Source organism: Sphingomonas sp. J344 (assembly GCF_024700005.1).
Lineage (GTDB): Bacteria > Pseudomonadota > Alphaproteobacteria > Sphingomonadales > Sphingomonadaceae > Sphingomonas.
Genome location: NZ_JAJONB010000001.1, coordinates 2,430,322 through 2,456,887, shown reverse-complemented (window position 1 = coordinate 2,456,887; position 26,566 = coordinate 2,430,322). Strand labels below are relative to the sequence as shown.

The following is a 26,566-nucleotide window of genomic DNA, read 5'->3' as shown; positions in this document are numbered from 1 at the left end:
GCGAAAGCGGGGACCCATCTCCCGGACGTGCCGCGCGCCGAACCGGTTAGTAAGTGGAAAGCATAGGAGATGGGTCCCCGCTTTCGCGGGGATGACGGTAACTGGCGGATCCCTCACCAGCTCCCGAACCCCGGAGCCAGCCCCTGCCCGTCCGGGCCGGGCCGCGTGGTGCGTTCCCAGCCATAGCGCGTCCGCTTGCGCAGGCGCAGCGTCGGCCAGTCGCCCATCGGGGTCTTGCCGGCAAGGCGCAGACCGTGGCGGCGATAGGCGTTCGCGACCCGCTCGGCCTGCGTCTCCAGCAATCCGGCGAGGATCAGCGTCCCGCCCTCGGCCAGCACCGCGCTGATGCTCGGCGCGAGTTCGATCAGCGGGCCGGCGAGGACATTGGCGATGACGAGGTCATAGGGCGCGCGGCCGATCAGCAGCGGATGTTCCAGCCCCGCCGCGGCGGCGAGCGCGAGTTGCCCCTGCATCACGCCAAGCCGCACGCCGTTGATCGCGGCATTCTCCGCCGTCACATCGACCGCCACGGGATCGATGTCCGATGCCGTCGCATAAGCGCGCGGCCACAAATGCATCGCGGCAAAGGCGAGCAGGCCGGTGCCGGTGCCGATATCGACGAGGTTGTGGACCCGCTCCCCCCGCGCGCGCATCGCATCGAGCGTGCGCAGGCATCCGGCGGTGGTTTCGTGCGTGCCGGTGCCGAAGGCGCGGCTCGCCTCGATCTGGAAGGTCTTTGCGTCGACCGGCACCGTCCCGCGATTTGTAGAGGTATGGACATAGAAGCGCCCGGCATGAACCGGCGCGATCCCCTGCTGGCTGAGCGTCACCCAATCCTCATCGGGAATTTGCTCGACGACCTCCTTCGCCTTCTTCGCGCTGGGGACGAGCGTGCGGACGGCGGCGATCTCCGACTTGCCCGGCCTGGCCTCGAAATAGGCTTCGAGCTGCCAGGCGAACGGGTCGTCGGGGATCGTCTCGCTGGTCAGCAGCACCGGTGCGGGGTCGATGCCGGTCAGTTCAGCGCCCTCGAAGTCGATCGCTTCGGCTTCGTCGCGGGTACAGGGCAGGGTCAGTTTCCACGAACTCATCGAACGTAGCTCGCCCCGTTCACGTCGAGCACCGCGCCGGTCATCGACGCGGGGGCCTCCAGCGCGCAGAAGCGCGCCATCGTCGCAACCTCATCGGGCATCGCGACGCGGCCCAAGGGGATGTCGGCGAGCAATTTGTCGCCGCCGCGGCTGGCCAGATAGTCGTCGGCCATGCCGGTCATGGTGAAGCCGGGGCAGATCGCGAAGGCGAGAATATTCTCGCGCGCATAGCCGCGCGCGATGCTCTTGGTCATGCCGACCATCCCCGCCTTGGACGCGGCATAATGCCAGTGTGCCGGGCTATCGCCGCGATAGGCGGCGCGGCTCGCGATGTTGACCAGACGGCCGCCCTCGCCCCGCTGCTGCCAATGCTTCACCGCAAAGCGGCTGAGCTGCGCCGACGCGGTCAGGTTGACCTGCATCGTCCGCTCCCACGCGGCGAGCCATGCATCGTCGTCGAGGTCGATCGGTGCCGCCTCGAAGATCCCGGCATTGTTGATCAGCACGTCGATCCGCCCGTCGAGCTGGTCGAGCGCCGTCCGCCACAGCGCAGCGGGCGCGTCCGAATCGGTGAAGTCGGCGGGAATGCCGCTCGCGGTTCCCTGCCCCACCGCGCGGACGTCGCGACCGTCGAAGCTGGAAAGGATCGCGGCGCCTATGCCGCGGCTGGCGCCGGTCACGAGGATATGGGTCGTCATGGCGGACGGGTTAGTCGGAACATCCCGCATGTCAAATCTCCCTCCCGCTTGCGGGAGGGGAGCTTACGCCGCCACGCTTGCCGAAAAATCCGTCGCCGCGTCGCTGAGCTGGCCGAGCCGCGCGTCGATCTCGCCGAATGCGTGTTCGAGCGAGTCGATCTCGCCCGCCACGGCATGGCTGTCCTCACGGATCGCGCCTATCGTGTCGGACATCGAATCGGCGGCGAGCGCAGTCTCGTCGACTGCCGCAGTAATCGCGGTGACGGTCTGCGCCTGCATCGCCATCGCCTCGCGGATGCGCTCGGCGCTCGACTGAACCTCGCTCACCGTGGCGCGGATCGTGGTGCTGGTGGCCACGGTCTGATCGGTCGCCGCCTGGATCGCGGCGATCTTGGCGGCGATATCGTCGGTCGCGCGCGCGGTCTGATTGGCGAGGCTCTTCACCTCCTGCGCGACCACGGCAAAGCCGCGCCCGGCATCACCTGCGCGCGCCGCCTCGATCGTGGCGTTGAGCGCAAGCAAATTGGTCTGCCCGGCAATGTCGCGAATCAGGCCCAGGATTGATTCGATCGACTGGGCATGGCCGGCCAGCGTCGCACTCATCAGCACCGCCTCGCTCGCATGGACACTGGCGCGCTGCGCGACATCGCCCGCAACCTCGACCTCGGCGCGGGCATCCTCGATCGCACGAATAAGGCCGGCGGCGGTGGTCGCCGCCTCCCGCATCGCCAACGCGGATTGCTCGGCGGCGGCGGCGACCTCGTTGGTCTTGCCCTGCATGCCCCGCGCCGCATTGGCCGCGCCGCGCGCCTGATCGCGCACCCGCGCACCCAGAGAGCTCGCGACATCGATCGTGCCGGCGATGTCGGCGCGGAAGCGGTCGGACTGGCCCTTGCGCTCGCGCCGGGCGAGTTCCGCATCGCGCACGCCAAGCTGCGAGGCCATGAAATCCGCCTCCAGCATCGACATGCGTGTCGCAACATCGCTCAGCTTGCGGAAGGTCGCGATATCGTCGGGCAGCCGGTCACCGAGCACCTCAAAGGTACGGGCATGGGCAAAGGCAAAGCCGGATAGCAGCGCGCGCAGCGGAATCCGCGCGCGATGCGTGTCGTCGGCATGTTTCGCCGCCATCTCGACCCATTCGCTGTCGAACGGGCGCGAATATTTGACGCGGGTGTAGCGCGTGCTGAGGACGATCTGCTCCTCCAGCCGGTTGCCCACGAACAGGCTGCGGACATGCTCGGTGCCGGGCAGGGTCAGATAATGATCCCAGAATGCCCGTGCGATCGTCTCGAAATCGTCGGCGATCAGTTCGGCGATCTGGGCGCAGCCCTCGCTGATCGCGCCGTCCCAGTCATAGTCGCGGATTCGCTCGGCAATGGGGCGGTCATCGCCGCTCCACTGCCCGAGCTCCTTGGCTCCGGCCATTGATCCCCTCCATCATGCAGCGACTTTTGCGATGAATTCGCCCGCGCTGTTCTTGAGTGTGCCGAGTTCACCGTCGAGCACGGCAAAGCCCTGGCCGACGCGCTCGATATCGCTCGCGACGCTTTCGGTATCTTCACGGATCGCGCCGATCGTAGCGGACATCGAATCCGCCGCGAGCGCGGTCTCGTCGACCGCTGCCGTGATCGCGGTCACGGTCTGCGCCTGGACCTCCATCGCGCCGCGAATGCGGTCGGCGCTGGCCTGAACTTCCTGGACGGTGTTGCGGATCGAGGCGTTGGTCTCGACCGTGCTGCGCGTTGCCGACTGGATTGCAGCGATCTTGCCCGCGATATCGTCGGTCGCGCGCGCCGTCTGGTTGGCGAGGCTCTTCACTTCCTGCGCCACCACTGCGAAGCCGCGGCCTGCGTCCCCGGCACGGGCAGCCTCGATCGTCGCGTTGAGCGCGAGAAGGTTGGTCTGCCCGGCAATGTCGCGGATCAGACCCAGAATCGATTCGATCGACTTGGCGTGATCCGACAGCATTTCGCTCATCGCCACGGCCTCGCCCGCCTGTGCCGACGCGCGGGTGGCGATATCGGCCGCAACCTCGACCTCGGTTCGCGCATCCTCGATCGCGCGAATCAGTCCTGCAGCGGTATGCGCTGCCTCGCGCATCGCCAGCGCGGACTGCTCGGCCGCTGCGGCGACCTCGCTCGCCTTGCCCAGCATGCCACGCGCCGCCGCCGAGGTATGGCTGGCCTGGGCGCGGAGCGATTCGCCCTCGCTCGACGCGCGCTCGACCGTGTTGCCGATCGAATCGCGGAACTGCCCCGCCAGCCGGTCGCGCGCCACGGTAGCGCTGTGTTCGCGATAGAGGTTGTAGATTTCGACGGTGATGTCGCTTTCCAGCGCCGACAATCGCATCAGCGTGTCGATGAGCGTCGGCAGCCGCGCATCGCCCGGCTCGACCCGGCGGACCAGGACTTCGAGCGCGGCGCGGTCGCTGGCGTTGATCATCGACAGCAGAGCCATCGGCTCGACATCGGCACCATAGGCGGCGGCGACCGAACGCTCGATCGATTCGACCCAGGCGCGCCCGCGCGTGTCGAGGAAGCGGTTGCGCAGGAACACGACGCCGACATCGATCATCTTTTTCGTATCGTCGGGCGCCCAGTCGCGCTCGTCGGCGAAACAACGCAGCCATTGCTGCCAATATGCCTCCGAAACCGCGCGAATTTCGGGTTCGAGCAGGTCCCAGACGTCGCGGCTCAGGCGATCCAGCGACCCGTCAAAGTCGAAGATCCGCAGCCGCGCGGCAATGTCGATCCGCGCGCTCATCGCGCCGGTTGCCGGCATGTCCTTGTTCGCTCGCGCTCGAGTCACGGAATCGGTCCCCCATTGTCCCGGACGCACCTCACGCCGGGCCTTACTCACAACGCTAAAAGGGAATTGGTTAAGGGCGAGTTAGGGACGACCATGTCGCTGTATCTTGCATCGGCGGCAACGCGGGCTAATGGAGACCGCAAATCATAGGGGATATGCCTTGGCCAAGGCCCGCAACGTCAACCGCCCGCTCTCGCCGCATCTCCAGGTCTGGAAATGGGGTCCGCACATGCTGGTTTCGATCCTGCACCGCGTCACGGGCAGCGGGATGGCCACCGTCGGCGTCGGCGTCTTCCTGTGGTGGCTGTGCGCACTGGCATCAGGGCCGGAGGGTTATGCCAAGTTCCTCGACTGCCTGACGAGCGACACCGGCGCACCCAACTGGCTCGGCTACCTGCTTGGCGTCGGCCTGACGCTCAGCTTCTTCCAGCACGCGATGACCGGCATCCGCCACTTCTTCCTCGATGCGGGCGCGGGCTATGAGCTGAAGACCAACAAGAATTTTGCGGTCCTCACGATGGTCGTGTCGGTCGCGCTGACCGCCGCGCTGTGGGGCTGGATCGTGCGGGGCGAGTTGACCAAGGCACCCAAGGCCGAAACCCCGATCGCGGTGGAGAAGAAGTAATGGGCAACGGAACCACCATCGGCCGCGTGCGCGGTCTCGGCTCGGCGCATGAGGGCACGCATCACTGGTGGCATCAGCGGATGTCGGCGGGATCGAACCTATTCCTGATGACCTGGCTGATCGTCAGCCTGATCCGCCTGCCCGACCTGGGTTACGAGACTGTCCAGGCATGGCTGTCCGCGCCGATCGCCGCCGTGCCGATGATCCTGCTGGTGATCAGCGTCTTCTATCATTTCCGCCTGGGGCTTCAGGTAGTGATCGAGGATTATCAGCATGACGAGACGCGCATCGTGCTGCTGACGCTGCTCAATTATTTCACCATCGCCGCCGGAACGTTCGCGATCTTCTCGATCCTCAAGATCGCCTTCACCACCGTTGCCACCGGAGCGCCCGCATAATGACCGCCGCCTACAAGATCATCGACCACAGCTATGACGCCGTCGTCGTCGGCGCGGGCGGTTCGGGCCTGCGCGCGACCATGGGCTGCGCCGAGGCGGGGCTGAAGACCGCGTGCATCACCAAGGTGTTTCCGACCCGGTCGCACACCGTGGCGGCACAGGGCGGCATCGCCGCCTCGCTCGGCAACAATTCGCCCGACCACTGGACCTGGCACATGTTCGACACCGTCAAGGGGTCCGACTGGCTCGGCGACCAGGATGCCATCGAATATATGGTGCGCGAAGCACCGGCGGCGGTGATTGAGCTGGAACATGCCGGCGTACCGTTCAGCCGCAACGACAATGGCACCATCTACCAGCGCCCGTTCGGCGGCCATATGCAGAATATGGGCGAAGGCCCGCCGGTGCAGCGCACCTGCGCGGCGGCCGACCGCACCGGCCATGCGATGCTGCACGCGCTGTACCAGCAGTCGCTGAAGTACGACGCGGACTTCTTCATCGAATATTTCGCGCTCGACCTGATCATGGAAAACGGCGCGTGTCGTGGCGTCATCGCGATGTGCATGGAGGATGGCAGCATTCACCGCTTCCGTTCGCATGCCGTGGTCCTCGCGACCGGCGGCGGCGGGCGCGTGTATCAGTCGGCGACGTCGGCTCATACCTGCACCGGCGACGGCAACGGCATGGCGCTGCGCGCGGGCATCGCGCTGCAGGACATGGAGTTCGTCCAGTTCCACCCGACCGGCATCTATGGCGCGGGCGTGCTGATCACCGAAGGCGCGCGCGGCGAAGGCGGCTACCTGACCAACTCGGAAGGCGAGCGCTTCATGGAGCGCTACGCCCCCTCGGCCAAGGATCTCGCCAGCCGCGACGTCGTCGCGCGTTCGATGGCGATGGAGATCCGCGAGGGACGCGGCGTCGGCAAGGACAGCGACCATATCTTCCTGCACCTCGATCATATCGATCCCAAGGTGCTGGCCGAGCGGCTGCCCGGGATCACCGAGACGGGCAAGATTTTCGCGGGCGTCGACCTGACCCGCAAGCCGCTGCCGGTGGTGCCGACGGTCCATTACAATATGGGCGGCGTGCCGACCAACTATCATGGCGAAGTGGTGCAGCTGCGCGACGGCAACCCCGATGCGGTCGTCCCCGGCCTGTTCGCGGTGGGCGAAGCGGCGTGCGTGTCGGTGCATGGCGCCAACCGCCTCGGCTCGAACAGCCTGATCGACCTTGTCGTGTTCGGCCGCGCAACCGGCCTGCGGCTCAAGGAGCTGCTCAAGCCCAACGCACCGCACCAGCCGCTGCCCAAGGGGTCGGAAGAGCTGTCGCTCACCCGCCTCGACCATTTCCGCAACGCCAAGGGCGGTTCGCCCACCGCGCAGATCCGTCAGGACATGCAAAAGACGATGCAGCGCCACTGCGCCGTGTTCCGCGACACCGCGCTGCTGGCCGAGGGCGTCACGCACATGGACGCGGTGTACAAGCGGATGGAGGACGTCGCCGTCACCGACCGCTCGCTGATCTGGAACACCGACCTCATTGAGACGCTGGAGCTCGACAACCTCATCAGCCAGGCCGTCGTGACGATCCGCAGCGCCGACAATCGCAAGGAATCGCGCGGCGCCCACATGCACGAGGACTTCCCCGAGCGCGACGACGCGACCTGGATGAAGCACACGGTGGCATCGTTCGAAGGCTGGGGCGGCAAGGGCGGCGCTGTCGCGATCGATTACCGCCCGGTCCACGAATACACGCTCACCGACGAGATCGAGTATATCAAGCCGAAGAAGCGGGTGTATTGAGGCTGGAAGCGCGCTAACAATTTCCCATGCGCGCTTTGCTGACCGGCTCTTGTTGGATCACTGCTATCGCGGCAATCGTCGCGCCAGCGGCGATCGTCTGGCCGCGACCAGCCTGCGCCGATAGCTGGGCTCTTCCGACTACCGCCACCTATGTTTCCCCGGGTGGTTGTCGTCGCCTCACCGTTACGCCTCGCGCGCTTGACAGCCAGCTGTCCTATTTCACGGATGCGATCCGATAGAAGCGTAAGCCCGGGCAAACCGCCGGCGGCCAAGATGAACCACGCGCGATCCTTGAGCAGCGCTCGACCTCTGGCGGATGGGAGCGTGTCTGGGAGACGGTGCTGGTCAACGACGTCGCACCCGCCAGCGCAATCGTCAGCGATCTGGGGGACTATGTCGCGACCTTTGACAACTGGCACTCGGGTGGATGGGGTAAGAGCGCCGTTGTCATTTATGATCGGGACGGAAAGCTCGTCCGCGCGATGGCGCTTACCGACTTTCTTCCCGAAGACTGGTTCCTGACACTTCCGCGATCGGTTAGCTCCATTTGGTGGGGCGGCACGCATCGCTTTGAAAATGGTCAGCTAGTCTTGCAGATCGCGTATCCCGGCGGCTCGGACGACGACGAGAAATATACGGAAATCGCCATCGACCCCGCGACAGGGACAGCAATTCCGCGCGAGACAACCGCTTGGCGCCAAGCGCTCGCGATTGCCAAGCGAGAGGCAATTCCGGTGCGCGCAGCGCAGGCCGCACATATCGAAATGCTGCGCTCTCCGCTCGTTGCGCCGGATGGAGTCAGGGACAAGCGTACCCTGCACTGGTACTTGACCGAAGCGTTTCAGCGCCTCGATCCCGAGTGGAAGACAGCGTATCCCGACACACAGGTCCTCGATCGGCCCGAGAGCGAGGAGTATGCTCAATCTCGCAAATGGCTAGGTGGAGCTCTGTCAAGAGAGCCGCTCGGCGATGTACTCGGCATCGCATCCTACGACACCGCCAATCTCGCGAGCGTACTTGTCCTGGAGGCGACGCAAGCAAAGGTCGGCCCGCTCAGGGGTGTTCGAGTTTATGCAACCATCGGCAACGCAGACCAGGCGCGCGTTGCGGCTGCAATCGCACGACTGGGCGCCATCTTCGTGCAGCTCGATCCCGGCACTCCCATCCCGCAGCGCCCCGAAAGAATGCCAAAACCGGATGGGTCGTTGCCCGATACAATGGAATAGGTGACCGCGCCGCCGCCAGCTGGTGCTTGACCTGATCGTTATCGCCAATCACCTTCCCCCAAGGGGGTGATTTGATGCGTTCGATCCTGCCGTTTGCCTTCGCGCTGCTCGCGCTTCCCGCCGCTTCCGCGCAGCAGCAGCCCTATTCCCCGCCCAAGCACACCGCCCCCCGCCGCCGGGCGTCGCGCGCTCGACGCCGGAGGAGGTGGTGCAGCAGGCCGATGGCGGTCTCCAGATCGAACGCGACCGGACCGCAACCCATGCGCTTGCCGAACATCGCCGCCTGACCCGTGCACTCGCCACGCTGCTGCCCCACCGCAAGGGAGTGGTCGATGCCTATGTCCTGTCGGTCGGCCTCGACAGCGACCCCGTGTTCGGGCGCGAGGCGCGTGAGGCGGGCAAGGTGCTCAGCCGCCGCTATGACGCGCTCGGGCGCACGATCATCCTTGGCGGCAGCGACGGCAAGGCCCCCTCCCCGCTCCCGATGGGATCGCCCGCCAATATCGAGGCGGCGCTCGCGCGCATCGCCGAGCTGATGGACGAGAAGGAGGATGTGCTGGTCCTCTACACCACCAGTCACGGCGCACCGTTCGGGGTGGTGTATAATGACGGCAATGAAGGGTTCGGCGCGATCTCGCCCCGCCGCCTCGCCGCCCTGCTCCGCGCGCACGGCATCGAGCGGCGGTTGCTGATCGTCAGCGCCTGTTATTCGGGCGTATTCGTCCCCGTCCTGTCCGGCCCGCAAAGCGCGGTCGTCAGCGCCGCCGCGTCGGACCGCTCGTCCTTTGGCTGTGCGGCGGAGAATGACTGGACCTTTTTCGGCGATGCGCTGGTCAACCGCGCGCTGCGCAAGCCCCAGCCGCTCGGCAGCGCGGTGACCGAGGCGTTCGCCCAGATCGCGGGGTGGGAAACGCGCGGCCGCCTCAAGCCATCGCTGCCCCAGCAGAGCTTTGGGGTCGAGGTGCAGAAATGGCTCGCCCCGCTCGAAGCGCGCATGCCCAAGGTCGCGACCGCGCCGGTCGGCAAGCCGTCGGTCGACAGCCTCGGCGCGCCCTGACGGAACCTCCCACCGCGCCGCCGGTTACGCGCGGCATGACCCACGCCACCAACTACCCGCTGCTCGCCGCGCCGCATGTCCATCTGTCTGGCCCGGTCGACCAGCTGATGTACCAGAGCTTCCGCGACCAGCTCGCCGCCGCGCCGACCGAAGGAACGCTCGTCGTCGCGATCTCCACCCTCGGCGGCGACCCGGAGGTCGCGCGGCTGATGGGCGACGAGGTGAGGCTGATCCGCGATTATGAAGGACGCGAGACGCTGTTCCTGGGCAAGGTCGCGGTCTATTCGGCCGGAGCGACCTTCATGGCGGCATTCCCGACCGACAAGCGATTCTGACCTGCGGCACGCGGATCATGGTGCATGAACGCATCCTCACCGCCGACATGCATCTGTCCGGCCCGCTCAAATCGCTCACCGCGACACTCAAGGCCAAGCTGCACGAGATCGAACATTCGATCCGGATCGAGGAGGAGGGGTTTCGTGACCTGATCGCCGGATCGAAGATCGCGTTCGAGGAGGTCTGCCGCCGCGCACCGGAAAACTGGTATATCGAGGCCGAGGAAGCGCGCGAGCTGGGCCTTGTCCTCGACGTGATCTGACGCGCTCAGAAATTCCTCACCGCCCGCTCATGCCGCCGGAGTGGATCGGCGCTACCCAAAGCGCTCACCAACCGGAGATCACCATGGATCTGCATGCGCCCGACCGTTCGCCCGGAATGAAACTGCTGCTCTCGCTGCTCGTCGCGGCAGTGCTGACCATCCCGCTCTTCACCGTCTATCTCCTCGTCTATGACCGCCAGAGCCAGTCGGAGACGGCGCGAAGCAGCATCGCCGAGGGATGGGGCGGGCCGCAGACGCTGGCCGGTCCGCTGATCGCCATCCCCTATCAAGAAGAGGTGACGCAGACCGTGCAGGAAGGCGGAAAGCCGGTGACGCGCACGTCCGTCCAGCGCCGCGAACTCTTCCTCGCCCCGACGACGCTCGATCTCGACACAAAGGTGAAGCCCGAGCGGCGCGCGCGTTCAATCTATGAGGCGGTGGTCTACGACGCCGATATCAGCGGCGCCGCGACCTTCCGCCTGCCCGCCGACACCGCCCGGATCGTCGATGTCGCCACGCTCGAATTCGACAAGGCCGAACTGCGCTTCGGGGTCGCAGACCCGCGCGGGCTGAAACCCGCCAACCGCATCACGATCGACGAAGCCCCCCGTTGCCGCCCAGCCCGGCAACGGCCCTGCCGCGACCGGTGGATCGGGATTCTTCGCCAGCTTCGACGCCGCAATGTTGCGCGATGGGGTGGTGACCGCACGTTTTGCGTTTGCGCTGCGCGGCCATTCGGTGATCGCGCTCGCGCCGCGCGCCGGTGCGACCCGCTGGACCGTCACCTCGCCCTGGCAGCATCCCAGCTTCACCGGCGGCTTCCTGCCCGAAAGCCGCGGAGTGACCGCCGACGGCTTTTCCGCGACGTACAAGATTTCGAACCTCGCGCTCGGGGTAACGCTGGTCAGCACCGCCGATTCCGCGGTCGAGCTGCGCGCGCCGGAGGTGCAGACGACCTCCGCCTATGCGCGCGGCAGCAACGTCCCCACCGCCGAGGCACAGGTCGGCCTGATCCAGCCGGTCGACCTCTATTCGCAGGTCAACCGCAGCGTGAAGTACGGCTTCCTGTTCATCGGCTTCACCTTCATGGCATTCCTGCTGTTCGATGTGGTTGCGGGCGTGCGGGTGTCGGCGGTCGAATATCTGCTGGTCGGCGCGGGGCTGGTGCTGTTCTTCGTCCTGCTGCTCGCCTTTGCCGAAGTCATCGGCTTCACCCCCGCCTATCTGGTCGCGGGCGCGGGGATCATCGCGCTGCTCACTGCCTATAGCGCTGCTGTACTCGGCAGCCGTCGCAGGGCCGGGTTCATCGCCGGGCTGCTCATCGCGCTCTACGGCGTGCTATACATCCTGCTCAGCCTGGAGGCCTATTCGCTGCTGATCGGATCGCTGCTGCTCTTCGCGGCGCTGGCGGCGGTGATGTACCTGACCCGCAACCTCGACTGGGGCGGGCGCTCGGCTCCCCTGACCGAAGCGTAGGTCGTCGGGAGAGGGGCGGGTTCGCAAGCCCCCTCTCCACCGCCCTGCACACCCCCGGTGCGCCCGACAACGAACCGCCCATGCGACTTTTCCACCGCTTGTGTTTGCAGCCGGGGCGGCGGTTATGTATCTGACCGGCAAAAGCTGACGGGGCGACGCCCCCATAGATACCGTACGGGGTTCAGAATGGCCGATTTCGTCCTTCCTAAGAACAGCAAGATCACGAAGGGCAGGGCGCATCCGGCGCCGCAGGGCGCGGGTCGGCCCCGGACCTTCACCATCTATCGTTACGACCCGGATTCGGGCCAGAACCCGCGCTACGACAAATTCACCATCGACCTCGACGATTGCGGGCCGATGGTTCTGGACGCGCTGATCAAGATCAAGTCGGAGATCGACCCGTCGCTCACCTTCCGCCGCTCGTGCCGCGAGGGCATTTGCGGGTCGTGCTCGATGAACATGGACGGCAAGAACGGCCTCGCCTGCACCACCGCGATCGAGGATATCAAGGGCGATATCAAGATCACCCCGCTGCCCGCGATGGACGTGATCAAGGACCTCGTCCCCGATTTCACGCACTTCTACGCGCAGTACGCGTCGATCAAGCCGTGGCTTGAGACGGTGACCCCGCCGCCCTCGGGCAAGGAGCGACTGCAGTCGCCCGAGGACCGGGCCAAGCTCGACGGCCTCTATGAGTGCATCCTGTGCGCCTGCTGCTCGACCAGCTGCCCGAGCTATTGGTGGAACAGCGACCGCTTCCTGGGTCCGGCGATCCTGCTCCAGGCATATCGCTGGCTCGCCGACAGCCGCGACGAGGCGACCGGCGAGCGGCTCGACGAGCTGGAGGATCCGTTCCGCCTGTATCGCTGCCACACGATCATGAACTGCGCGAATGTCTGCCCCAAGGGCCTCAGCCCCGCCAAGGCGATCGCGGAGATCAAGAAGATGGAAGCCGAGCGGATCGTTTGATCGCGCGCGCCGTCCTTGCACTGGTCCTGCTCGCGGCCCCCGCCGCCGCGCAGGATCGCGAGGTCGCCCCCGGCATCCGGCTGATCGAAGGCAGCTTCGAACCCGGCCGCCAGCCCGATGGCAATTCGGTGCTGATCGAGGGTCCCGACGGCCTGCTGCTGATCGACACCGGCCGCCACGCAGCGCATCTGGCAAAGGTCGAGGCGGCGATCGCGGCCCGGGGCAAGCCGCTCCGTCGCATCGTCAACACCCATTGGCACCTCGATCACGTCAGCGGCAATCTTGCGCTCAAGGCGAAGCATCCTGACGTCCGCGTATCGGCCAGCAATGCGATCGACGGCGCGCTCGACGGCTTCCTCAAACGCAGCGCCGAGGGTGCCCGCGCCGCGCTCGACGCGGGCAAGATCCCCGAACCGATGGCGAGCGACGTGCGCGGCGACCTCGCCACCTTTGCGCGGGGTAAGGAGCTACGCCCCGATGACGTGATCCGCCGAACGACCGCGGACAAAAGCACCGGACGTCGCATCGACATCCACCTCGCCCGCCACGCCGCGACCGAAGGTGACGTCTGGCTCTACGATCCGCAGAGCCGCGTGCTGATCGCGGGCGATCTGGTGACCGATCCCGCGCCGTTCCTCGATACCGCCTGCCCCGATGGCTGGCGCAAGGCGCTCGACGCGCTCGCCGCAACGCCCTTCGTCACGCTGATCCCCGGCCATGGCGCACCGATGGATCGCGCAGCGTTTTTGGCGTGGAAGACGAGTTTCGATGCCTTTGTCGACTGCGCACGCGGGACGCAGAAGGTGACCTATTGCGCCGCTGGCTGGTACGACCGCGCAACGTCGCACAGCACATTCGCGACCGAGAAGGTGCGCATCCTCGGCATGGCCGATTATTACGCCAACCGCATCCGCAGCGGCGACCTGGACAAGAACTGCCCCGCATGAATCCCGAGCCGCATTTCACCTACACCGACGACCCGGACCATCCAGGCTGGAAGCGCTGGGAGCTGCGCGACCCGTCCCGCTTCAACGCCTTTCTCGGCCCGATCCTGACCCGGATCGTGGACGGCAAGGCGCTGGTGCGGATGGTGCCGGGGCGTGAACACTCCAACCTGCGCGATTCGACCCATGGCGGGGCGCTGCTCGGCTTCATGGACGTCGCGCTGTTCGCCGCCGCGCGCAGCTTCGGTTTGCTCAGCGCGGGCGGCGCAGTGACGCTCGATCTCTCGGCCCAGTTCATCGGCACCAGCCGCATCGGCGAGCCGATCGTCGCCGAGGTCGAACTGCTGCGTGAAACCGGGCGGATGCTGTTCATGCGCGGGCTGGTGCGACAGGAGGAGAGTGTTCTCGCCAGCTTTTCCGGCACCGTGCGCAAATCATCTCCAGCCCCATGACCGGCGTCCTCGAACGCTATCAGGCGCTGGTCGCCGCGGGCGAACTGCGCGCCGACCCCGATCAGGCCGCTGCCGCGCGCCGTCTTGCCCATCTCGCGCACGAACTCGAACAGGGACCGCGCAAGGGCAGCGTGCTGTGGCGACTCGCCCGGCGCGCGCCGGAGGCGCCGCGCGGCGTGTACATGTGGGGCGGTGTCGGGCGCGGCAAGTCGATGCTGATGGACCTGCTGTTCGGCTGCGTGAAGATCGAGCGCAAGCGCCGCGTCCATTTCCACGAGTTCATGATCGAGGTCCACGCGCGGATCGCCGAGGAGCGCAAGAAGGAAGCCGGCGACCCGATTCCGCCGGTAGCCAAGGCGCTGGCCGAGAACCTCCGCCTGCTCGCGTTCGACGAGATGGTGATCAACAACACCGCCGACGCGATGATCCTCTCGCGCCTGTTCACCGCGATGATGGCCGAGGGGCTGTGCGTGGTCGCGACGTCGAACCGCCCGCCCGACGATCTCTACAAGGACGGGCTGCAGCGCGACAGCTTCCTGCCCTTCATCGCGCTGCTCAAGGACAAGCTCGACGTCCTGCCATTGAACGGCCCGACCGATTATCGCCGCGATCGGCTGGGGATGATGGACATGTGGCTGACCCCCAACAGCCCGGCCAACACCGCGACACTCTCTGCTGCCTTCTTCCGCCTGACCGATTTCTCGGTCGAGGACCGCGCGCATGTGCCGAGCGAAGACCTGTCGGTACAGGGCCGCACGCTGCACGTCCCCAAGGCGCTGAAGGGCGTCGCGGTCTTCTCGTTCAAGCGATTGTGCGGGGAAGCGCGCGGCGCGTCCGACTATCTCGCCATCGCGCGACGCTATCACACCGTCATCATCGTCGGCATCCCGCGCCTCGGCCCGGAAAACCGCAACGAGGCGGCGCGCTTCGTCACGCTGATCGACGCGCTGTACGAGCATAAGGTCAAGCTGCTGGCGATGGCCGACGCCGCCCCGATCGATCTTTATGCGGAGGGCGACGGCAAGTTTGAGTTCGAACGCACCGTGTCGCGGCTGATGGAAATGCAGTCGGAAGAGTATCTGGCGCAGGGGCATGGCACGGCGGCCTGATCACCCCGCCACCGCCCCCGCCAGCTCCGCGCCGCGCCCGGTCAACCCATAGAGCGCCACCGGGGGAAACCGATCCTCCAGTCGCCGCGCGACCAGATCCTGTCCGATCATCGCCTGCAACGTCAGCGACAGCGCGCGCGCCGTGACCGGCGCGAGCCGCGACTGGAGCGCGTTGAAGCGGGTCCAGTCCGCCCCCAGCCCATCCGCCACCGGCAACGTCCAGCGCGACAGATCGGGCGCCTCCAGTCCCAGCCGCACGCGCACGTCCTCGATCCGCTCGCACGCCGCGCCGATCGCGCGCCCGGCTTCGGTCAGCACATATTCGGGGCGCAGCGGGTGGCCATGGCCGGGATTGGGCATCACCCAGCCCTGTTCGCGCAGGTAAGCCAACGTCCGCGTCAGGCTGTTGCGCGACATCGAAAAGCGCCGCTCGATCACCGCAAAGCGCGACCCCTGTTCGCGGCTGAGCAGCGCCAGCACGGGAATCGTCCACCGCCCCGCCGCCAGCCGCTGCAATACCGCACTTGTCAGAACCGGATCATCCACGCGCTTGACCAAATCGCAATCTGCTATACAAATGGAACCATAGAGTCGGGAGGACGATATGGCAAGCGAAGCTACCCTTGAGGCAACTCACGCGACGATCCCCTATGACGGCGGCCTGACCTGCGCGCTCAGCGTCACCAGCCTCGACCGCGCGATTCCCTGGTACGAAAGCGTGCTGGGACTGAAACTGCTCTACCGGATGGACGAGATCGCGTGGTGCGAGCTCGAAACGGGGGTCGCGCGGGTCAATCTAGGCCTGTCGCAGGTCGAGAGCGCGGGCGGCCCCGGTGGTGCGACGCTGACCTTCGGCGTCACCGATCTCGACGCGGCCAAGGCGGCGCTCGATGCGGCGGGCGTGCGACAGGATGGCCCGATCAACGAAATCCCCGGCATGGTCCGCCTGCTCACTTTCTACGACCCCGACGGCAATGCGCTGATGTTCTATCAGGATGCGTCGGGCGCAAGCTGACCCGCAACATTTCCAACATACTCGAAATAATACTTGCGCGGCGGCTAACGATTCGATATTTCCACGATTATGGAAATGAAAGACGACACCGCCGCCGTCGCAGCCCTTTCGGCACTGGCACAGGAGCATCGCCTCGCGCTGTTCCGCCTGCTGGTTCAGGCCGGGCCTGACGGGCTTCCCGCCGGAACCATCGCCGAAAAGCTCGGCGTCCCCGCCTCGTCGCTGTCCTTCCATCTCGGCCATCTCAACCGCGCCGGGCTGGTCAGCCAGACGCGGCAGGGGCGGTCGCTGATCTATGCCGCCGACTATGCCGCGATGAACGGCCTGCTCGGCTATCTCATGGAAAATTGCTGCGGCGGCGCGGGATGCGCGGCCCCCGCCGAACAGCCCGAAAGGAAATCCGCATGAAGCGCATGCATGTGCATGTCGGCGTGACCGACCTCGATCGTTCGATCGCCTTCTACTCCACCCTGTTCGGGGTGCAGCCCAGCGTCACCAAGCCCGACTATGCCAAGTGGATGCTGGAAGATCCGCGTGTCAATTTCGCGATCTCGGCGGGCAATCACGCCGCGACGGGGATCGAACATCTCGGCATTCAGGTCGAGGATGGCGACGAGCTGGTCGAAGTCTATGGCCGCCTGCGCGCCGCCGACCGCCCGGTGCTGGAGGAGGGCGCAACCACCTGCTGCTATGCCAAGTCCGAAAAGAGCTGGATCGCCGATCCCGATGGCGTCGTGTGGGAAGCGTTCCTGACCGAAGGGGAGGCGACCGTCTATGGCGACTCCCCCGCTTTGTCCGCGCTGTCGGACAATGCGCGGCCCGACGCCTGCTGCGCGCCGCAGCTCGCGCCACCCGCGTCTGCCCCCAAGTCCGCCTGCTGCTGAGGGTCGGGGAATGTCAGAGCCGGTCGATATCGTCATCTATCACAACCCCGATTGCGGCACGTCGCGCAACGCACTGGCGATGATCCGCAATGCGGGAATCGAGCCGCATGTGGTGGAGTATCTCAAGACCCCGCCCAGCCGCGCACTGCTGGTCGAACTGCTCGCCCGCGCGGGCGCGACCCCGCGCGACTGGCTGCGCGAGAAGGGCACGCCCTATGCGCAGCTCGGCCTCGACGATCCGACTCTCTCCGACGACGCACTGCTCGACGCGATTATGGCGCATCCGCTGCTGATCAACCGGCCCATCGTCGTCTCCCCGCTCGGCGTCGCACTATGCCGCCCGTCTGAAGCGGTACTCGACCTGCTGCCCGCCGCCCAGCGCGGCGCCTTCGCCAAGGAAGATGGCGAGCGCGTCGTCGACGCCGCCGGCAACCGACTTTCCTGACAGGACCACCATGACCGACACCTCCTCCCCGCTCGGCCTGTTCGAGCGCTGGCTCTCGCTCTGGGTCGCGCTGGCGATCCTTGCCGGACTCGCGCTTGGCCTGATCGCGCCGGGCGTCACCACCGCGCTCGCGGGGCTGGAAATTGCCTCGGTCAACCTCGTCGTCGCGGTGCTGGTTTGGGCGATGATCTATCCGATGATGGTCGGGGTCGATTTCGCCAGCATCCGCGATGTCGGGCGCAAGCCCAAGGGGCTGGTGATCACCCTGGTCGTCAACTGGCTGATCAAGCCCTTCACCATGGCCGCGCTCGCGATCCTGTTCTTCGACTGGATTTATGCAGACCTGATCCCGCGCGACCTGGGCCAGCAATATATTGCTGGCCTGATCCTGCTCGGCGCCGCTCCCTGTACCGCAATGGTGTTCGTCTGGGCCCAGATGACCAGGGGCGATCCCGCCTACACGCTGGTGCAGGTGTCGGTGAACGACCTCGTCATGATTATCGCCTTCGCCCCGATCGTCGCCTTGCTGCTCGGCGTCACCGACATCGTCGTGCCGTGGGAGACGTTGCTGCTCTCGGTCGCGCTCTATGTCGTGATCCCGCTGGTGGCCGGTGCCGTCACGCGCAACCGGGTGGTCGCCGCGCATGGCGGAGACGTAACAGCGGTCGACGCCTTCACCGCCCGGCTCAAGCCCTGGTCGATCATCGGCCTGCTCGCCACCGTCGTGCTGCTGTTCGCATTTCAGGCGGAAACGATCGTCGCCAACCCGCTGCTGATCGCGCTGATCGCGGTGCCTATCCTGATCCAGTCCTATGCGATCTTCGCCATCGCCTATGCCGCGGCCAAGGCGTGGAAAGTCCCGCACAATATCGCCGCGCCATGCGCGCTGATCGGCACGTCGAACTTCTTCGAGCTTGCGGTGGCGGTCGCGATCGGCCTGTTCGGCCTGTCGAGCGGCGCGGCGCTCGCCACCGTGGTCGGCGTGCTGGTCGAGGTGCCGGTGATGCTCAGCCTCGTCGCCTTCGCCAACCGCACGCGGGGCAGTTTTCCGGCGGCGTGACCGGCTAGTCCAGGTTCGGCCGCAACCAGCGTTCCGCCTGCTCGACACTGACCCCGCGCCGCCCGGCATATTCCTCCAGCTGGTCGCGCCCCACCCGCGCGACGCCGAAATATTCCGACTGCGGGTGCCCGAAGTAAAATCCGCTGACCGCCGCGGTCGGCAGCATCGCAAAACTCTCGGTCAGCGTGATTCCGGTCTTCTTGTGCGCACCCAGCATCTCGAACAGGATCGGCTTCAGGCTGTGCTCGGGGCAGGCCGGATAGCCGGGTGCCGGGCGGATGCCGCGATACTGCTCCTTGATCAGCGCCTCGTTGGTCAGCTGCTCGCCCTCGGCATAGCCCCACAGAGCCGTGCGCACGAAATGGTGCAGCCGCTCGGCGAACGCCTCGGCAAGGCGATCGGCCAGCGCCTTCAACAGGATGTCGCTGTAATCGTCGATCGCCGCCTTGAACCGCGCCAGATGCGGCTCGATCCCGTGGATCGACACCGCGAACCCGCCGATCCAGTCGCCCTGCCGGTCGATGAAGTCGGCGAGGCACATATTGGCGCGGCCTTCGCGCTTCTGGATCTGCTGGCGCAGCATCGGGAGGGTGACATGCTTCTCGTCCTCGACATGGACGATGATGTCGTCGCCCTGACGGCGGCACGGCCACAGCCCGGCAACGCCACGTGCGGTCAGCCAGCGTTCCTCGATGATCCGGTCGAGCATCCTCTGCGCATCGGCAAACAGGCTGGTCGCGCTCTCGCCGACCACCTTGTCCTCCAGGATCGCCGGATAATTGCCCGCCAACTCCCATGCACGGAAGAACGGCGTCCAGTCGATATACTGGCGCAGATCCTTCAGGTCCCAATCGGGAAATGTGTGGACGCCCGGCATGCGCGGCTTGCCGGGCTTGAGGCTCATATCGGCGTCGAACGCGTTGGCACGCGCGGTTTCCAGCGGCACCAGATCGCTCTGGCCCTTGTTGGCGCGGGCAATGCGCACCGCCTCATACTCGTCGGCGACCTTGGCGACATAATCGTCGCGGATCGTGTCGCTGACCAAAGTCGTCGCAACACCGACCGCGCGGCTCGCGTCGAGCACATGCACCACCGGCCCGTCATAGGCCGGCGCGATCTTGAGCGCAGTATGCACCTTCGACGTGGTCGCGCCGCCGATCAGCAACGGCATGGTCATGCCGGAGCGCTTCATCTCCTCGGCCACCGTCACCATCTCGTCGAGCGAGGGGGTGATAAGGCCCGACAGGCCGATCATGTCGGCGTCATTCTCGTTTGCCGCCTGCAGGATCGTCGACCACGGGACCATCACGCCCAGATCGACCACCTCGAACCCGTTGCACTGCAGGACGACGCCGACGATGTTCTTGCCGATGTCATGCACGTCGCCCTTGACGGTCGCCATGATGACCTTGCCCTTGCCCTTCGCCCCCGGCTCCTTCGACGCCTCGATATAGGGGAGCAGGTGCGCGACCGCCTTCTTCATCACGCGCGCCCTTTTCACCACCTGCGGCAGGAACATCTTGCCCGACCCGAACAGGTCGCCGACGACGTTCATCCCGTCCATCAGCGGGCCTTCGATCACCTCGATCGGCTTGGCGGCCTTCTGGCGGCACTCCTCGGTATCCTCGACGACATATTGGTCGATGCCCTTGACCAGCGCATGCTCCAGCCGCTTTTCGACCGCCCAGCCGCGCCACTCCGCCGCTTGCTTCTCCGCCACCGCATCGGTGCCGCGAAACTTCTCGGCGAGCGCGACCAGCCGGTCACCCGCCTCGGGATCGCGGTTGAGGATCACATCCTCGCATGCGGTGCGCAGTTCCGGCTCGATCTGGTCGTAAATGTCGAGCTGACCGGCATTGACGATCGCCATGTCGAGGCCCGCAGGGATCGCATAGTAGAGGAACACGCTGTGCATCGCGCGGCGCACCGGCTCGTTGCCGCGAAAGCTGAACGACAGGTTGGAGAGGCCGCCCGAGAAATGGACATGCGGGCAGCGCGCCTTGATCTCCTTCACCGCCTCGATGAAGTCGACGCCGTAATTGTTATGCTCCTCGATCCCGTCGCGACCGCGAACACATTGGCGTCGAAGATGATGTCCTCGGGCGGGAAGCCGATGCCCATCAGCTCCTTGTACGCCCGCTCGCAAATCTCGACCTTGCGTGCCTGGGTATCGGCCTGTCCGACCTCGTCGAACGCCATGACGACGACCGCCGCGCCATAGTTCATGCATTTGCGGGCGTGTTCCAGGAATTGCGGCACGCCTTCCTTCATGCTGATCGAATTGACGATCGGCTTGCCCGAAACGCACTTCAGCCCCGCCTCGATCACGTCCCATTTGGAGCTGTCGATCATCACCGGCACGCGCGCAATGTCCGGCTCGGCCGCGATCAGCTTGAGGAAGGTCGTCATCGCCTCATGCGCGTCGAGCAGGCCTTCGTCCATGTTGACGTCGATCACCTGCGCGCCATTCTCGACCTGCTGCCGCGCGACCTCGACCGCGGCGGTATAGTTGCCGGCCATGATCAGCTTCTTGAACTTGGCAGAGCCCGTGACGTTGGTGCGCTCGCCGATATTGACGAAGGCGGTGGAGGTGGGGGTCGTCGAGGTCATGTCACTTTCCAAATCCTCCCCGGAACGGGGGAGGGGGACCATGCGAAGCATGGTGGAGGGGGCCCTCCGCTAATCTTTCCGCTGGTGGAGGGCCCCCTCCACCACGCCGCTTCGCGTCGCGGTCCCCCTCCCCGTTCCGGGGAGGATTTGGTCACGCCGCCATCACGAACGGCTCCAGCCCCGCAAGCTGCGTCCGCACCGGCGGCGTCGGAATCGCGCGCGGCGGCAGGTCCTTCACCGCATCGGCAATCGCCTTGATATGCTCCGGGGTCGATCCGCAGCAGCCGCCCAGGATGTTGACCTGCCCCTGATCGGCCCATTCCTTGACCAGCCCGGCGGTCGTCTGCGGTGCCTCGTCATAGGCGCCCAGTTCGTTGGGCAGACCCGCATTGGGATAGACCATGATCAGCGTGTCGCAGAGCTTGGAGAGCGTCGCGACATGCGGGCGCAGCTGCTCCGCCCCGAACGAGCAGTTGAGCCCGATCGTCACCGGCTTGGCGTGGCGGATCGCCGCCCAGAACGCCTCGACCGTATGGCCCGACAGATTGCGGCCCGACAGGTCGGTCAGCGTCATCGACATCATGATCGGCAGGTCGCGGCCCAGCGCCTCGCCCGCCTCGATCGCCGCCATCACGCCGGCCTTGGCGTTCAGCGTATCGAACACCGTCTCGATCAGGATGAAGTCCACCCCACCTTCGACCAGCGCATCGATCTGCTCGCGATACACGTCCTTGAGCGTATCGAAATCGATCTCGCGATAGCCCGGATCATTGACGTCGGGCGACAGCGACAGCGTCTTGTTGGTCGGCCCGAGCGCGCCGGCGACGAAGCGCGGACGTCCATCCTTCGCCTCGAACTCGTCGGCGATCTGACGCGCCATCTTCGCGCTTTCGACGTTGATCTCCCGCACCAGATGCTCGGCGCCATAATCGGCCTGGCTGATGCGGTTGGCGGAGAAGGTGTTGGTCTCGGCAATATCGGCCCCCGCCTCGAAATAGGCGCGGTGGATCGACGCGGGCACCTCGGGCTTGGTCAGCGCGAGGATGTCGTTGTTACCCTTTTGGTCATGGCTGAGGCCGAGGTTTCCGGCATAGGCCGCCTCGTCCAGCTTCCAGTTCTGGATCTCGGTCCCGAATGCCCCATCGGTGATCAGGATCCGCTTGGCGGCTTCGGCCAGCAGTTTTTCGCGTGGTGTCATGTCTTTTCTCTCTCCCCTCCCGCTTGCGGGAGGGGCTGGGGAAGGGCCTGTTCAATCACGGGAAGGCCCGGCCTCCGACAGGCCCTCCCTAACCCCCTCCCGCAAGCGGGAGGGGAACTTTACGCTGCCACGCTCGCCGCCGCGCCGCGCGGGCGCACGCCCAGCAAATGGCAGATCGCGTAGCTCAGCTCGGCGCGGTTGAGCGTGTAGAAGTGGAACTGCCGCACGCCGCCCGCATAGAGGTTGCGGCACAATTCCGCCGCCAGCGTCGCGGCGACCAGCTGGCGCGCGGCGGGGCGGTCGTCCAGCCCGTCGAACAGCCGTGCCATCCATGCCGGCACGTCGGTGCCGCACATCGCCGACATCTTCTGGACCGCAGCAAAGCTCATCACCGGCATGATCCCCGGGACGATCTCGGCATTGATCCCCGCCGCTGCCGCCGCGTCGCGAAAGCGCAGGAAGGTATCCGCCTCAAAGAAGAATTGCGTGATCGCGCGGTTCGCGCCCGCATCGATCTTGCGCTTCAGATTATCCAGGTCGTGCGCCGCATCGGGCGAATCCGGATGGCATTCGGGATAGGCCGCGACCGAAATCTCGAACGGGTGCAGCTTGCGCAGCCCCGCGACCAGATCGGCGGCATTCTCATAGCCGCCGGGATGGGTCGCGTACTTCTCACCCGCGCGCGGCGGATCGCCACGCAGCGCGACGATATGGCGCACGCCCGCCGCCCAATATTCATTGGCGACCGCGTCGATCTCGTCCTTGGTCGCCTCGACACAGGTGAGGTGTGCGGCTGCAGGAATCGGGGTCTCGCGCGCGATGCGCGCGACGGTGTTGTGAGTCCGCTCGCGCGTCGTCCCGCCCGCGCCATAGGTCACCGACACGAAGCGCGGGTCGAGCGGGGCCAGCGTCTCGACCGACTCCCACAGGGTCTTTTCCATCGCCTCGGTCTTGGGCGGGAAGAATTCGAAGCTGACCTCGATATCCCCGGCCACATCCGCAAACAGCGGCGGCGCTGACGGGTCGCGTTCGATACTCATGCTGCCTTCACCTCATTCACTGGCAGTTGTTCCCCCGGCTGTCCGGCCTTGCGGCCCAGCCATAATTTCACGGTCAGCGCGCCGCCCTCCAGCGTCTGGGTCTGGATCGGCGCGAGCCCCGCCTTGGCGAACCAGCCGAGCATCTGCTCGTCCGAAAAGCCGAGGCGCACATGCCCCCTCGCGGCTGCGCAATTCCTCGCGGTCGTGCGGCGCGAAATCGACGATCAGCAGGCGACCGCCCGCGCTGAGCACCCGCGCCGCCTCGCCAATCGCTGCGCCCGGCTGCTGCGCGAAGTGAAGCACATGGTGCAGGATCGCCGCATCGGCCTCGCCATCGCTCATCGGCAGCGCATAGAGGTCCGCCTGACGCAGCTCGGCATTGGCGATGCCCTGTTCCGACAGCTTCGCGCGCGCAAGCCGCAGCATTTCCGACGACCGGTCGATGCCCAGCGCGCGTTCGGCGCGCGGCGCGAACAATTCCAGCATCCGCCCGGTGCCGGTTCCGATGTCGATCAGCTTGGCGATCGGCTGGCCATCCAGCGCGGTCGCCATCGCCGCCTCGACCTGTTCCTCGGCGACATGAAGCGAGCGGATCGCATCCCACTCCCGGGCGTTCGCCTCGAACCACTCCGCCGCCGCTGCCGCGCGATCGGCGCGCACCGCGGCCAGCCGCGCGCTGTCCGCGATCGCCCAGTGATCTTCACCTTCGTTGCGCCACGCATCGAGTGCAGCGAGGATCGGTCCGGTACGCTTCGCCTCGCCCAGCGCGACGAACACCCAACTGCCTTCCTTGCGCCGCTCGGCGAGGCCAGCATCGCACAGGATCTTCACATGTCGGCTTACCCGCGGCTGGCTCTGCCCCAGCACCTGCGCCAGTTCGCCGACGCTCAGCTCCATCAACCGCAGCAGCGCAAGGATGCGCAACCGCGTCGAATCCGCGAGCGCGCGGAAGGATTCGAGTGCCGTGTTCATGGGCATAGAGATATAAAGATATCTTTATATGCGGTCAATGCGGCTGTGGGTTTTGAGTCCCGCAGCGTATCTTTAGCCCCTCCCGCTTGCGGGAGGGGTTAGAAGAAAAATGTCTTCAAGCCGCGCGCGCTTCCTCGATGATCGGCACCAAAGCGCCCAAAAACTGCGCCGCGCTTGCCTCCCAGGTGAAGCTGCGGCCATAGGCAGCGCACGCATCGCGATCGCGGGTCAGCGCTTCGCCGATCGCCACATCCAGATCATCCGCCATCGCCCCCGTCTCCGGCGTCAGGATATCCACCGGTCCGGTCACCGGATAGCCCGCCACCGGCGTCCCGCACGCCAGCGCCTCGATCATCACCAGTCCGAACGTGTCGGTCTTGCTCGGGAACACGAACACATCCGCCGCGCGATAGGCCTGCGCCAGTTCCTCGCCGAACATCGGGCCAAGGAATTTCGCATCGGGATATTTCGCCGCCAGCGCCGCGCGCGCCGGGCCATCGCCGACCACCACCTTGGTCCCCGGATGGCCTGAGGCGAGAAACGCCTCCAGATTCTTCTCGACGGCGACCCGTCCGACATAAAGCTGCACAGGCCCCGGCAGGTCCGCCATCGCCGGGTGCTTCGTCACCCCCGGGTGGAAATTGGCAAGGTCGACGCCCCGCCCCCAGTGCCGAATTTGAGTCAGGCCATGGTCGACCAGCGCTTGCCGGATCGACGCAGTCGATGCGAGAATCGACTGGGCGGGCGCATGGAACCAGCGGATATAGCGCCACACCCACTCCGCCGGCACGCCCGATCGCGCCTCGACATAGTCGGGGAATTGCGTGTGATAGGCGGTGGTGAACGGGAAATCATGCCGCAGGCACCAGCGGCGCGCGGCGACACACACCGGCCCCTCTGTCGCCAGATGCACCGCATGTGGCGAAAATTCGTCGAGCAGGTCGCCGATCGTCCGGCTGCGCACCATCGCCAACCGGATTTCGGGATAGGTCGGGCACGGCACCGAGTAGAAGAGGTCGGGGGAAATCACCCGCACCTGATGTCCCTGCGCCTCCAGCACCCGCTTCACCGACTGCAGCGTCCGGACGACACCGTTCACCTGTGGCTCCCAGGCGTCGGTCACGATCGCGATCCGCATTTCCTCGTCGCTCAAGCCGCTGCGCGCTCCTCGACCCTCTCCGAGCCGAGGTCACGCGCTGCGATCTCGTCGGCCCAATGGAGAATTTCCATCCGGCCATCGTAATGTTCGACCAGAGCGGTGCAACCCTCCACCCAATCGCCGTCATTATAATATTCGATGCCGTCAATCGTCCGCATCTCGGCCGTGTGGATATGCCCAGCAATCACGCCATCGACACCGCGCGCGGCGGCTTCCTTGGCGACGATCTCCTCGAAGCCGCAGATGAACTCGACCGCGTTCTTCACCTTCTGCTTGGCGTGCTTGCTCAGCGACCAATAGGGCAGGCCGCGCCAGCGCCGGTATTTGTTGCACCAGCGGTTGAGCGCCATCACCGCCGTATAGGCGGCGTCGCCGACATGCGCGAGCCAGCGGTGGCTCAGCGTGATTGCGTCGAACTCGTCGCCATGCAGCACCAGCAGTCGGCGACCATCGGCGGTCTGGTGGATCGCCTGGCGCTTGATCTCGACGCCGCCAAAGCTCAGCCCACTGAACTGGCGGAAAATCTCGTCATGGTTGCCGGGGATGTAGATCACCCGGGCGCCGCGCTTGGCGCGCTTCAGGATGCGCCACACGATGTCGTTATGCGCCGCGGGCCAGTAAAATTTCTTCTTCAGCTGCCACCCGTCGATGATGTCGCCGACCAGGTAGATGGTGTCGCTGTCGACATGATCCAGAAAGTCGATCAGCATCTCGGCGTTGCAGCCGCGCGGTGCCGAGATGGATGTCGCTGATCCAGATCGTCCGATAGCTGCGGCGCTCGGTGACGGTCTTTTCCGGAATCACCGGATCGGTACCGGTAAAGTCGGCGAAGTCCGCGACATGCGTATCGAACGGAAGTCGTGTGATCGTGGCCATGTGCGCGCCCCGTGCAATGCCCTTGCCCGGCCCGCCTATGGCGATGGAATG

Annotated in this window: 22 protein-coding genes and 6 pseudogenes; 17 read left to right on the top strand and 11 right to left on the bottom strand. The window is 66.0% G+C overall.

The annotated features are described in order from the left end of the window. Positions 1-113: 113 nt before the first annotated feature. The 4 genes from LRS12_RS12385 to LRS12_RS12370 form a co-directional block, all read right to left on the bottom strand. Positions 114-1,091 (bottom strand): 50S ribosomal protein L11 methyltransferase, encoded by a 978-nt coding sequence (locus LRS12_RS12385; RefSeq protein ID WP_257844806.1) that lies wholly within the window; start codon positions 1,089-1,091, stop codon positions 114-116. Continuing rightward, positions 1,088-1,789 carry an SDR family NAD(P)-dependent oxidoreductase gene (locus LRS12_RS12380; protein ID WP_257844805.1) on the bottom strand — a complete coding sequence of 234 codons (702 nt, stop codon included), beginning with the start codon at positions 1,787-1,789 and terminating at the stop codon, positions 1,088-1,090. Before LRS12_RS12380 ends, LRS12_RS12385 begins: the two co-directional genes overlap by 4 nt. A gap of 63 nt (positions 1,790-1,852) precedes the next feature. Next, positions 1,853-3,217: a methyl-accepting chemotaxis protein gene (locus LRS12_RS12375; protein ID WP_257844804.1), complete on the bottom strand. Its 1,365-nt coding sequence runs from the start codon at positions 3,215-3,217 to the stop codon at positions 1,853-1,855. Positions 3,218-3,229: 12 nt separating this feature from the next. Further along, positions 3,230-4,573, bottom strand: a complete 1,344-nt coding sequence (locus LRS12_RS12370) for a methyl-accepting chemotaxis protein (protein WP_257845501.1) — start codon at positions 4,571-4,573, stop codon at positions 3,230-3,232. Between the two features lie 187 nt (positions 4,574-4,760). On the opposite strand from LRS12_RS12370, the gene sdhC reads away from it, so the two are divergent. From sdhC to zapE, 12 genes and pseudogenes are all read left to right on the top strand, one after another. Next, the gene (sdhC, locus tag LRS12_RS12365) at positions 4,761-5,225 is read left to right on the top strand and encodes a succinate dehydrogenase, cytochrome b556 subunit (RefSeq protein WP_374580921.1); all 465 of its coding nucleotides are present in this window, start codon (positions 4,761-4,763) and stop codon (positions 5,223-5,225) included. Continuing rightward, positions 5,225-5,623, top strand: coding sequence for a succinate dehydrogenase, hydrophobic membrane anchor protein (gene sdhD, locus LRS12_RS12360; protein ID WP_257844802.1), 399 nt, complete (start codon positions 5,225-5,227; stop codon positions 5,621-5,623). Before sdhC ends, sdhD begins: the two co-directional genes overlap by 1 nt. Then, a complete protein-coding gene (sdhA, locus tag LRS12_RS12355; RefSeq protein WP_257844801.1) occupies positions 5,623-7,425 on the top strand; it encodes a succinate dehydrogenase flavoprotein subunit in 1,803 nt (600 codons plus the stop codon). Before sdhD ends, sdhA begins: the two co-directional genes overlap by 1 nt. 338 nt (positions 7,426-7,763) lie before the next feature. Further along, positions 7,764-8,651: a hypothetical protein gene (locus LRS12_RS12350; protein ID WP_257844800.1), complete on the top strand. Its 888-nt coding sequence runs from the start codon at positions 7,764-7,766 to the stop codon at positions 8,649-8,651. A 208-nt stretch (positions 8,652-8,859) separates the two neighbouring features. Then, a complete protein-coding gene (locus tag LRS12_RS12345; RefSeq protein WP_257844799.1) occupies positions 8,860-9,708 on the top strand; it encodes a C13 family peptidase in 849 nt (282 codons plus the stop codon). A gap of 35 nt (positions 9,709-9,743) precedes the next feature. Then, positions 9,744-10,306, top strand: a pseudogene (locus LRS12_RS12340) (ATP-dependent Clp protease proteolytic subunit). Between the two features lie 29 nt (positions 10,307-10,335). Beyond that, positions 10,336-10,848: pseudogene (locus LRS12_RS12335) on the top strand (inner membrane CreD family protein); the annotation flags it as partial. 127 nt (positions 10,849-10,975) lie between these two features. Further along, a pseudogene (locus LRS12_RS12330) lies at positions 10,976-11,782 on the top strand (inner membrane CreD family protein); the annotation flags it as partial. Between the two features lie 186 nt (positions 11,783-11,968). Next, entirely contained in the window at positions 11,969-12,751 is a 783-nt protein-coding gene (locus LRS12_RS12325; RefSeq protein WP_257844798.1) for a succinate dehydrogenase iron-sulfur subunit, read from the top strand. Then, complete coding sequence (locus tag LRS12_RS12320; protein ID WP_257844797.1) at positions 12,748-13,698, top strand: MBL fold metallo-hydrolase; 951 nt, start codon at positions 12,748-12,750, stop codon at positions 13,696-13,698. Before LRS12_RS12325 ends, LRS12_RS12320 begins: the two co-directional genes overlap by 4 nt. Beyond that, positions 13,695-14,147, top strand: coding sequence for a PaaI family thioesterase (locus LRS12_RS12315; RefSeq protein WP_257844796.1), 453 nt, complete (start codon positions 13,695-13,697; stop codon positions 14,145-14,147). The genes LRS12_RS12320 and LRS12_RS12315 overlap by 4 nt, the downstream gene beginning before the upstream one ends. Continuing rightward, positions 14,144-15,256 (top strand): cell division protein ZapE, encoded by a 1,113-nt coding sequence (gene zapE, locus LRS12_RS12310; protein ID WP_257844795.1) that lies wholly within the window; start codon positions 14,144-14,146, stop codon positions 15,254-15,256. Before LRS12_RS12315 ends, zapE begins: the two co-directional genes overlap by 4 nt. On the opposite strand, the gene LRS12_RS12305 is transcribed toward zapE, so the two are convergent. After that, on the bottom strand, positions 15,257-15,802 hold the full coding sequence (locus LRS12_RS12305) for a helix-turn-helix domain-containing protein (RefSeq protein ID WP_257844794.1): 546 nt from the start codon (positions 15,800-15,802) through the stop codon (positions 15,257-15,259). It lies immediately after the preceding gene. Between the two features lie 58 nt (positions 15,803-15,860). Between LRS12_RS12305 and LRS12_RS12300 the strand changes: the two genes are divergently transcribed. The 5 genes from LRS12_RS12300 (at position 15,861) to arsB (ending at position 18,660) form a co-directional block, all read left to right on the top strand. Then, positions 15,861-16,271: a VOC family protein gene (locus LRS12_RS12300; protein ID WP_257844793.1), complete on the top strand. Its 411-nt coding sequence runs from the start codon at positions 15,861-15,863 to the stop codon at positions 16,269-16,271. A gap of 75 nt (positions 16,272-16,346) precedes the next feature. Beyond that, on the top strand, positions 16,347-16,679 hold the full coding sequence (locus LRS12_RS12295) for an ArsR/SmtB family transcription factor (RefSeq protein ID WP_374580915.1): 333 nt from the start codon (positions 16,347-16,349) through the stop codon (positions 16,677-16,679). Then, a complete protein-coding gene (locus LRS12_RS12290; protein WP_257844791.1) occupies positions 16,676-17,155 on the top strand; it encodes an ArsI/CadI family heavy metal resistance metalloenzyme in 480 nt (159 codons plus the stop codon). Before LRS12_RS12295 ends, LRS12_RS12290 begins: the two co-directional genes overlap by 4 nt. A gap of 10 nt (positions 17,156-17,165) precedes the next feature. After that, a complete protein-coding gene (gene arsC, locus LRS12_RS12285; RefSeq protein ID WP_257844790.1) occupies positions 17,166-17,600 on the top strand; it encodes an arsenate reductase (glutaredoxin) in 435 nt (144 codons plus the stop codon). A gap of 10 nt (positions 17,601-17,610) precedes the next feature. Continuing rightward, a complete protein-coding gene (gene arsB / locus LRS12_RS12280; RefSeq protein WP_257844789.1) occupies positions 17,611-18,660 on the top strand; it encodes an ACR3 family arsenite efflux transporter in 1,050 nt (349 codons plus the stop codon). Positions 18,661-18,664: 4 nt separating this feature from the next. Here the strand turns inward: arsB and metH are convergent. The 6 genes and pseudogenes from metH to LRS12_RS12250 form a co-directional block, all read right to left on the bottom strand. After that, positions 18,665-21,270: pseudogene (gene metH / locus LRS12_RS12275) on the bottom strand (methionine synthase). Positions 21,271-21,421: 151 nt separating this feature from the next. Next, positions 21,422-22,468: a homocysteine S-methyltransferase family protein gene (locus LRS12_RS12270; protein ID WP_257844788.1), complete on the bottom strand. Its 1,047-nt coding sequence runs from the start codon at positions 22,466-22,468 to the stop codon at positions 21,422-21,424. 119 nt (positions 22,469-22,587) lie between these two features. Then, on the bottom strand, positions 22,588-23,508 hold the full coding sequence (gene metF / locus LRS12_RS12265) for a methylenetetrahydrofolate reductase (RefSeq protein WP_257844787.1): 921 nt from the start codon (positions 23,506-23,508) through the stop codon (positions 22,588-22,590). Continuing rightward, positions 23,505-24,480: pseudogene (locus LRS12_RS12260) on the bottom strand (ArsR/SmtB family transcription factor). Before LRS12_RS12260 ends, metF begins: the two are co-directional and overlap by 4 nt. A 115-nt stretch (positions 24,481-24,595) precedes the next feature. Then, positions 24,596-25,618, bottom strand: a complete 1,023-nt coding sequence (locus LRS12_RS12255; RefSeq protein ID WP_257845500.1) for a glycosyltransferase family 1 protein — start codon at positions 25,616-25,618, stop codon at positions 24,596-24,598. Positions 25,619-25,629: 11 nt separating this feature from the next. Further along, a pseudogene (locus tag LRS12_RS12250) lies at positions 25,630-26,515 on the bottom strand (UDP-2,3-diacylglucosamine diphosphatase). Positions 26,516-26,566 lie beyond the last annotated feature (51 nt).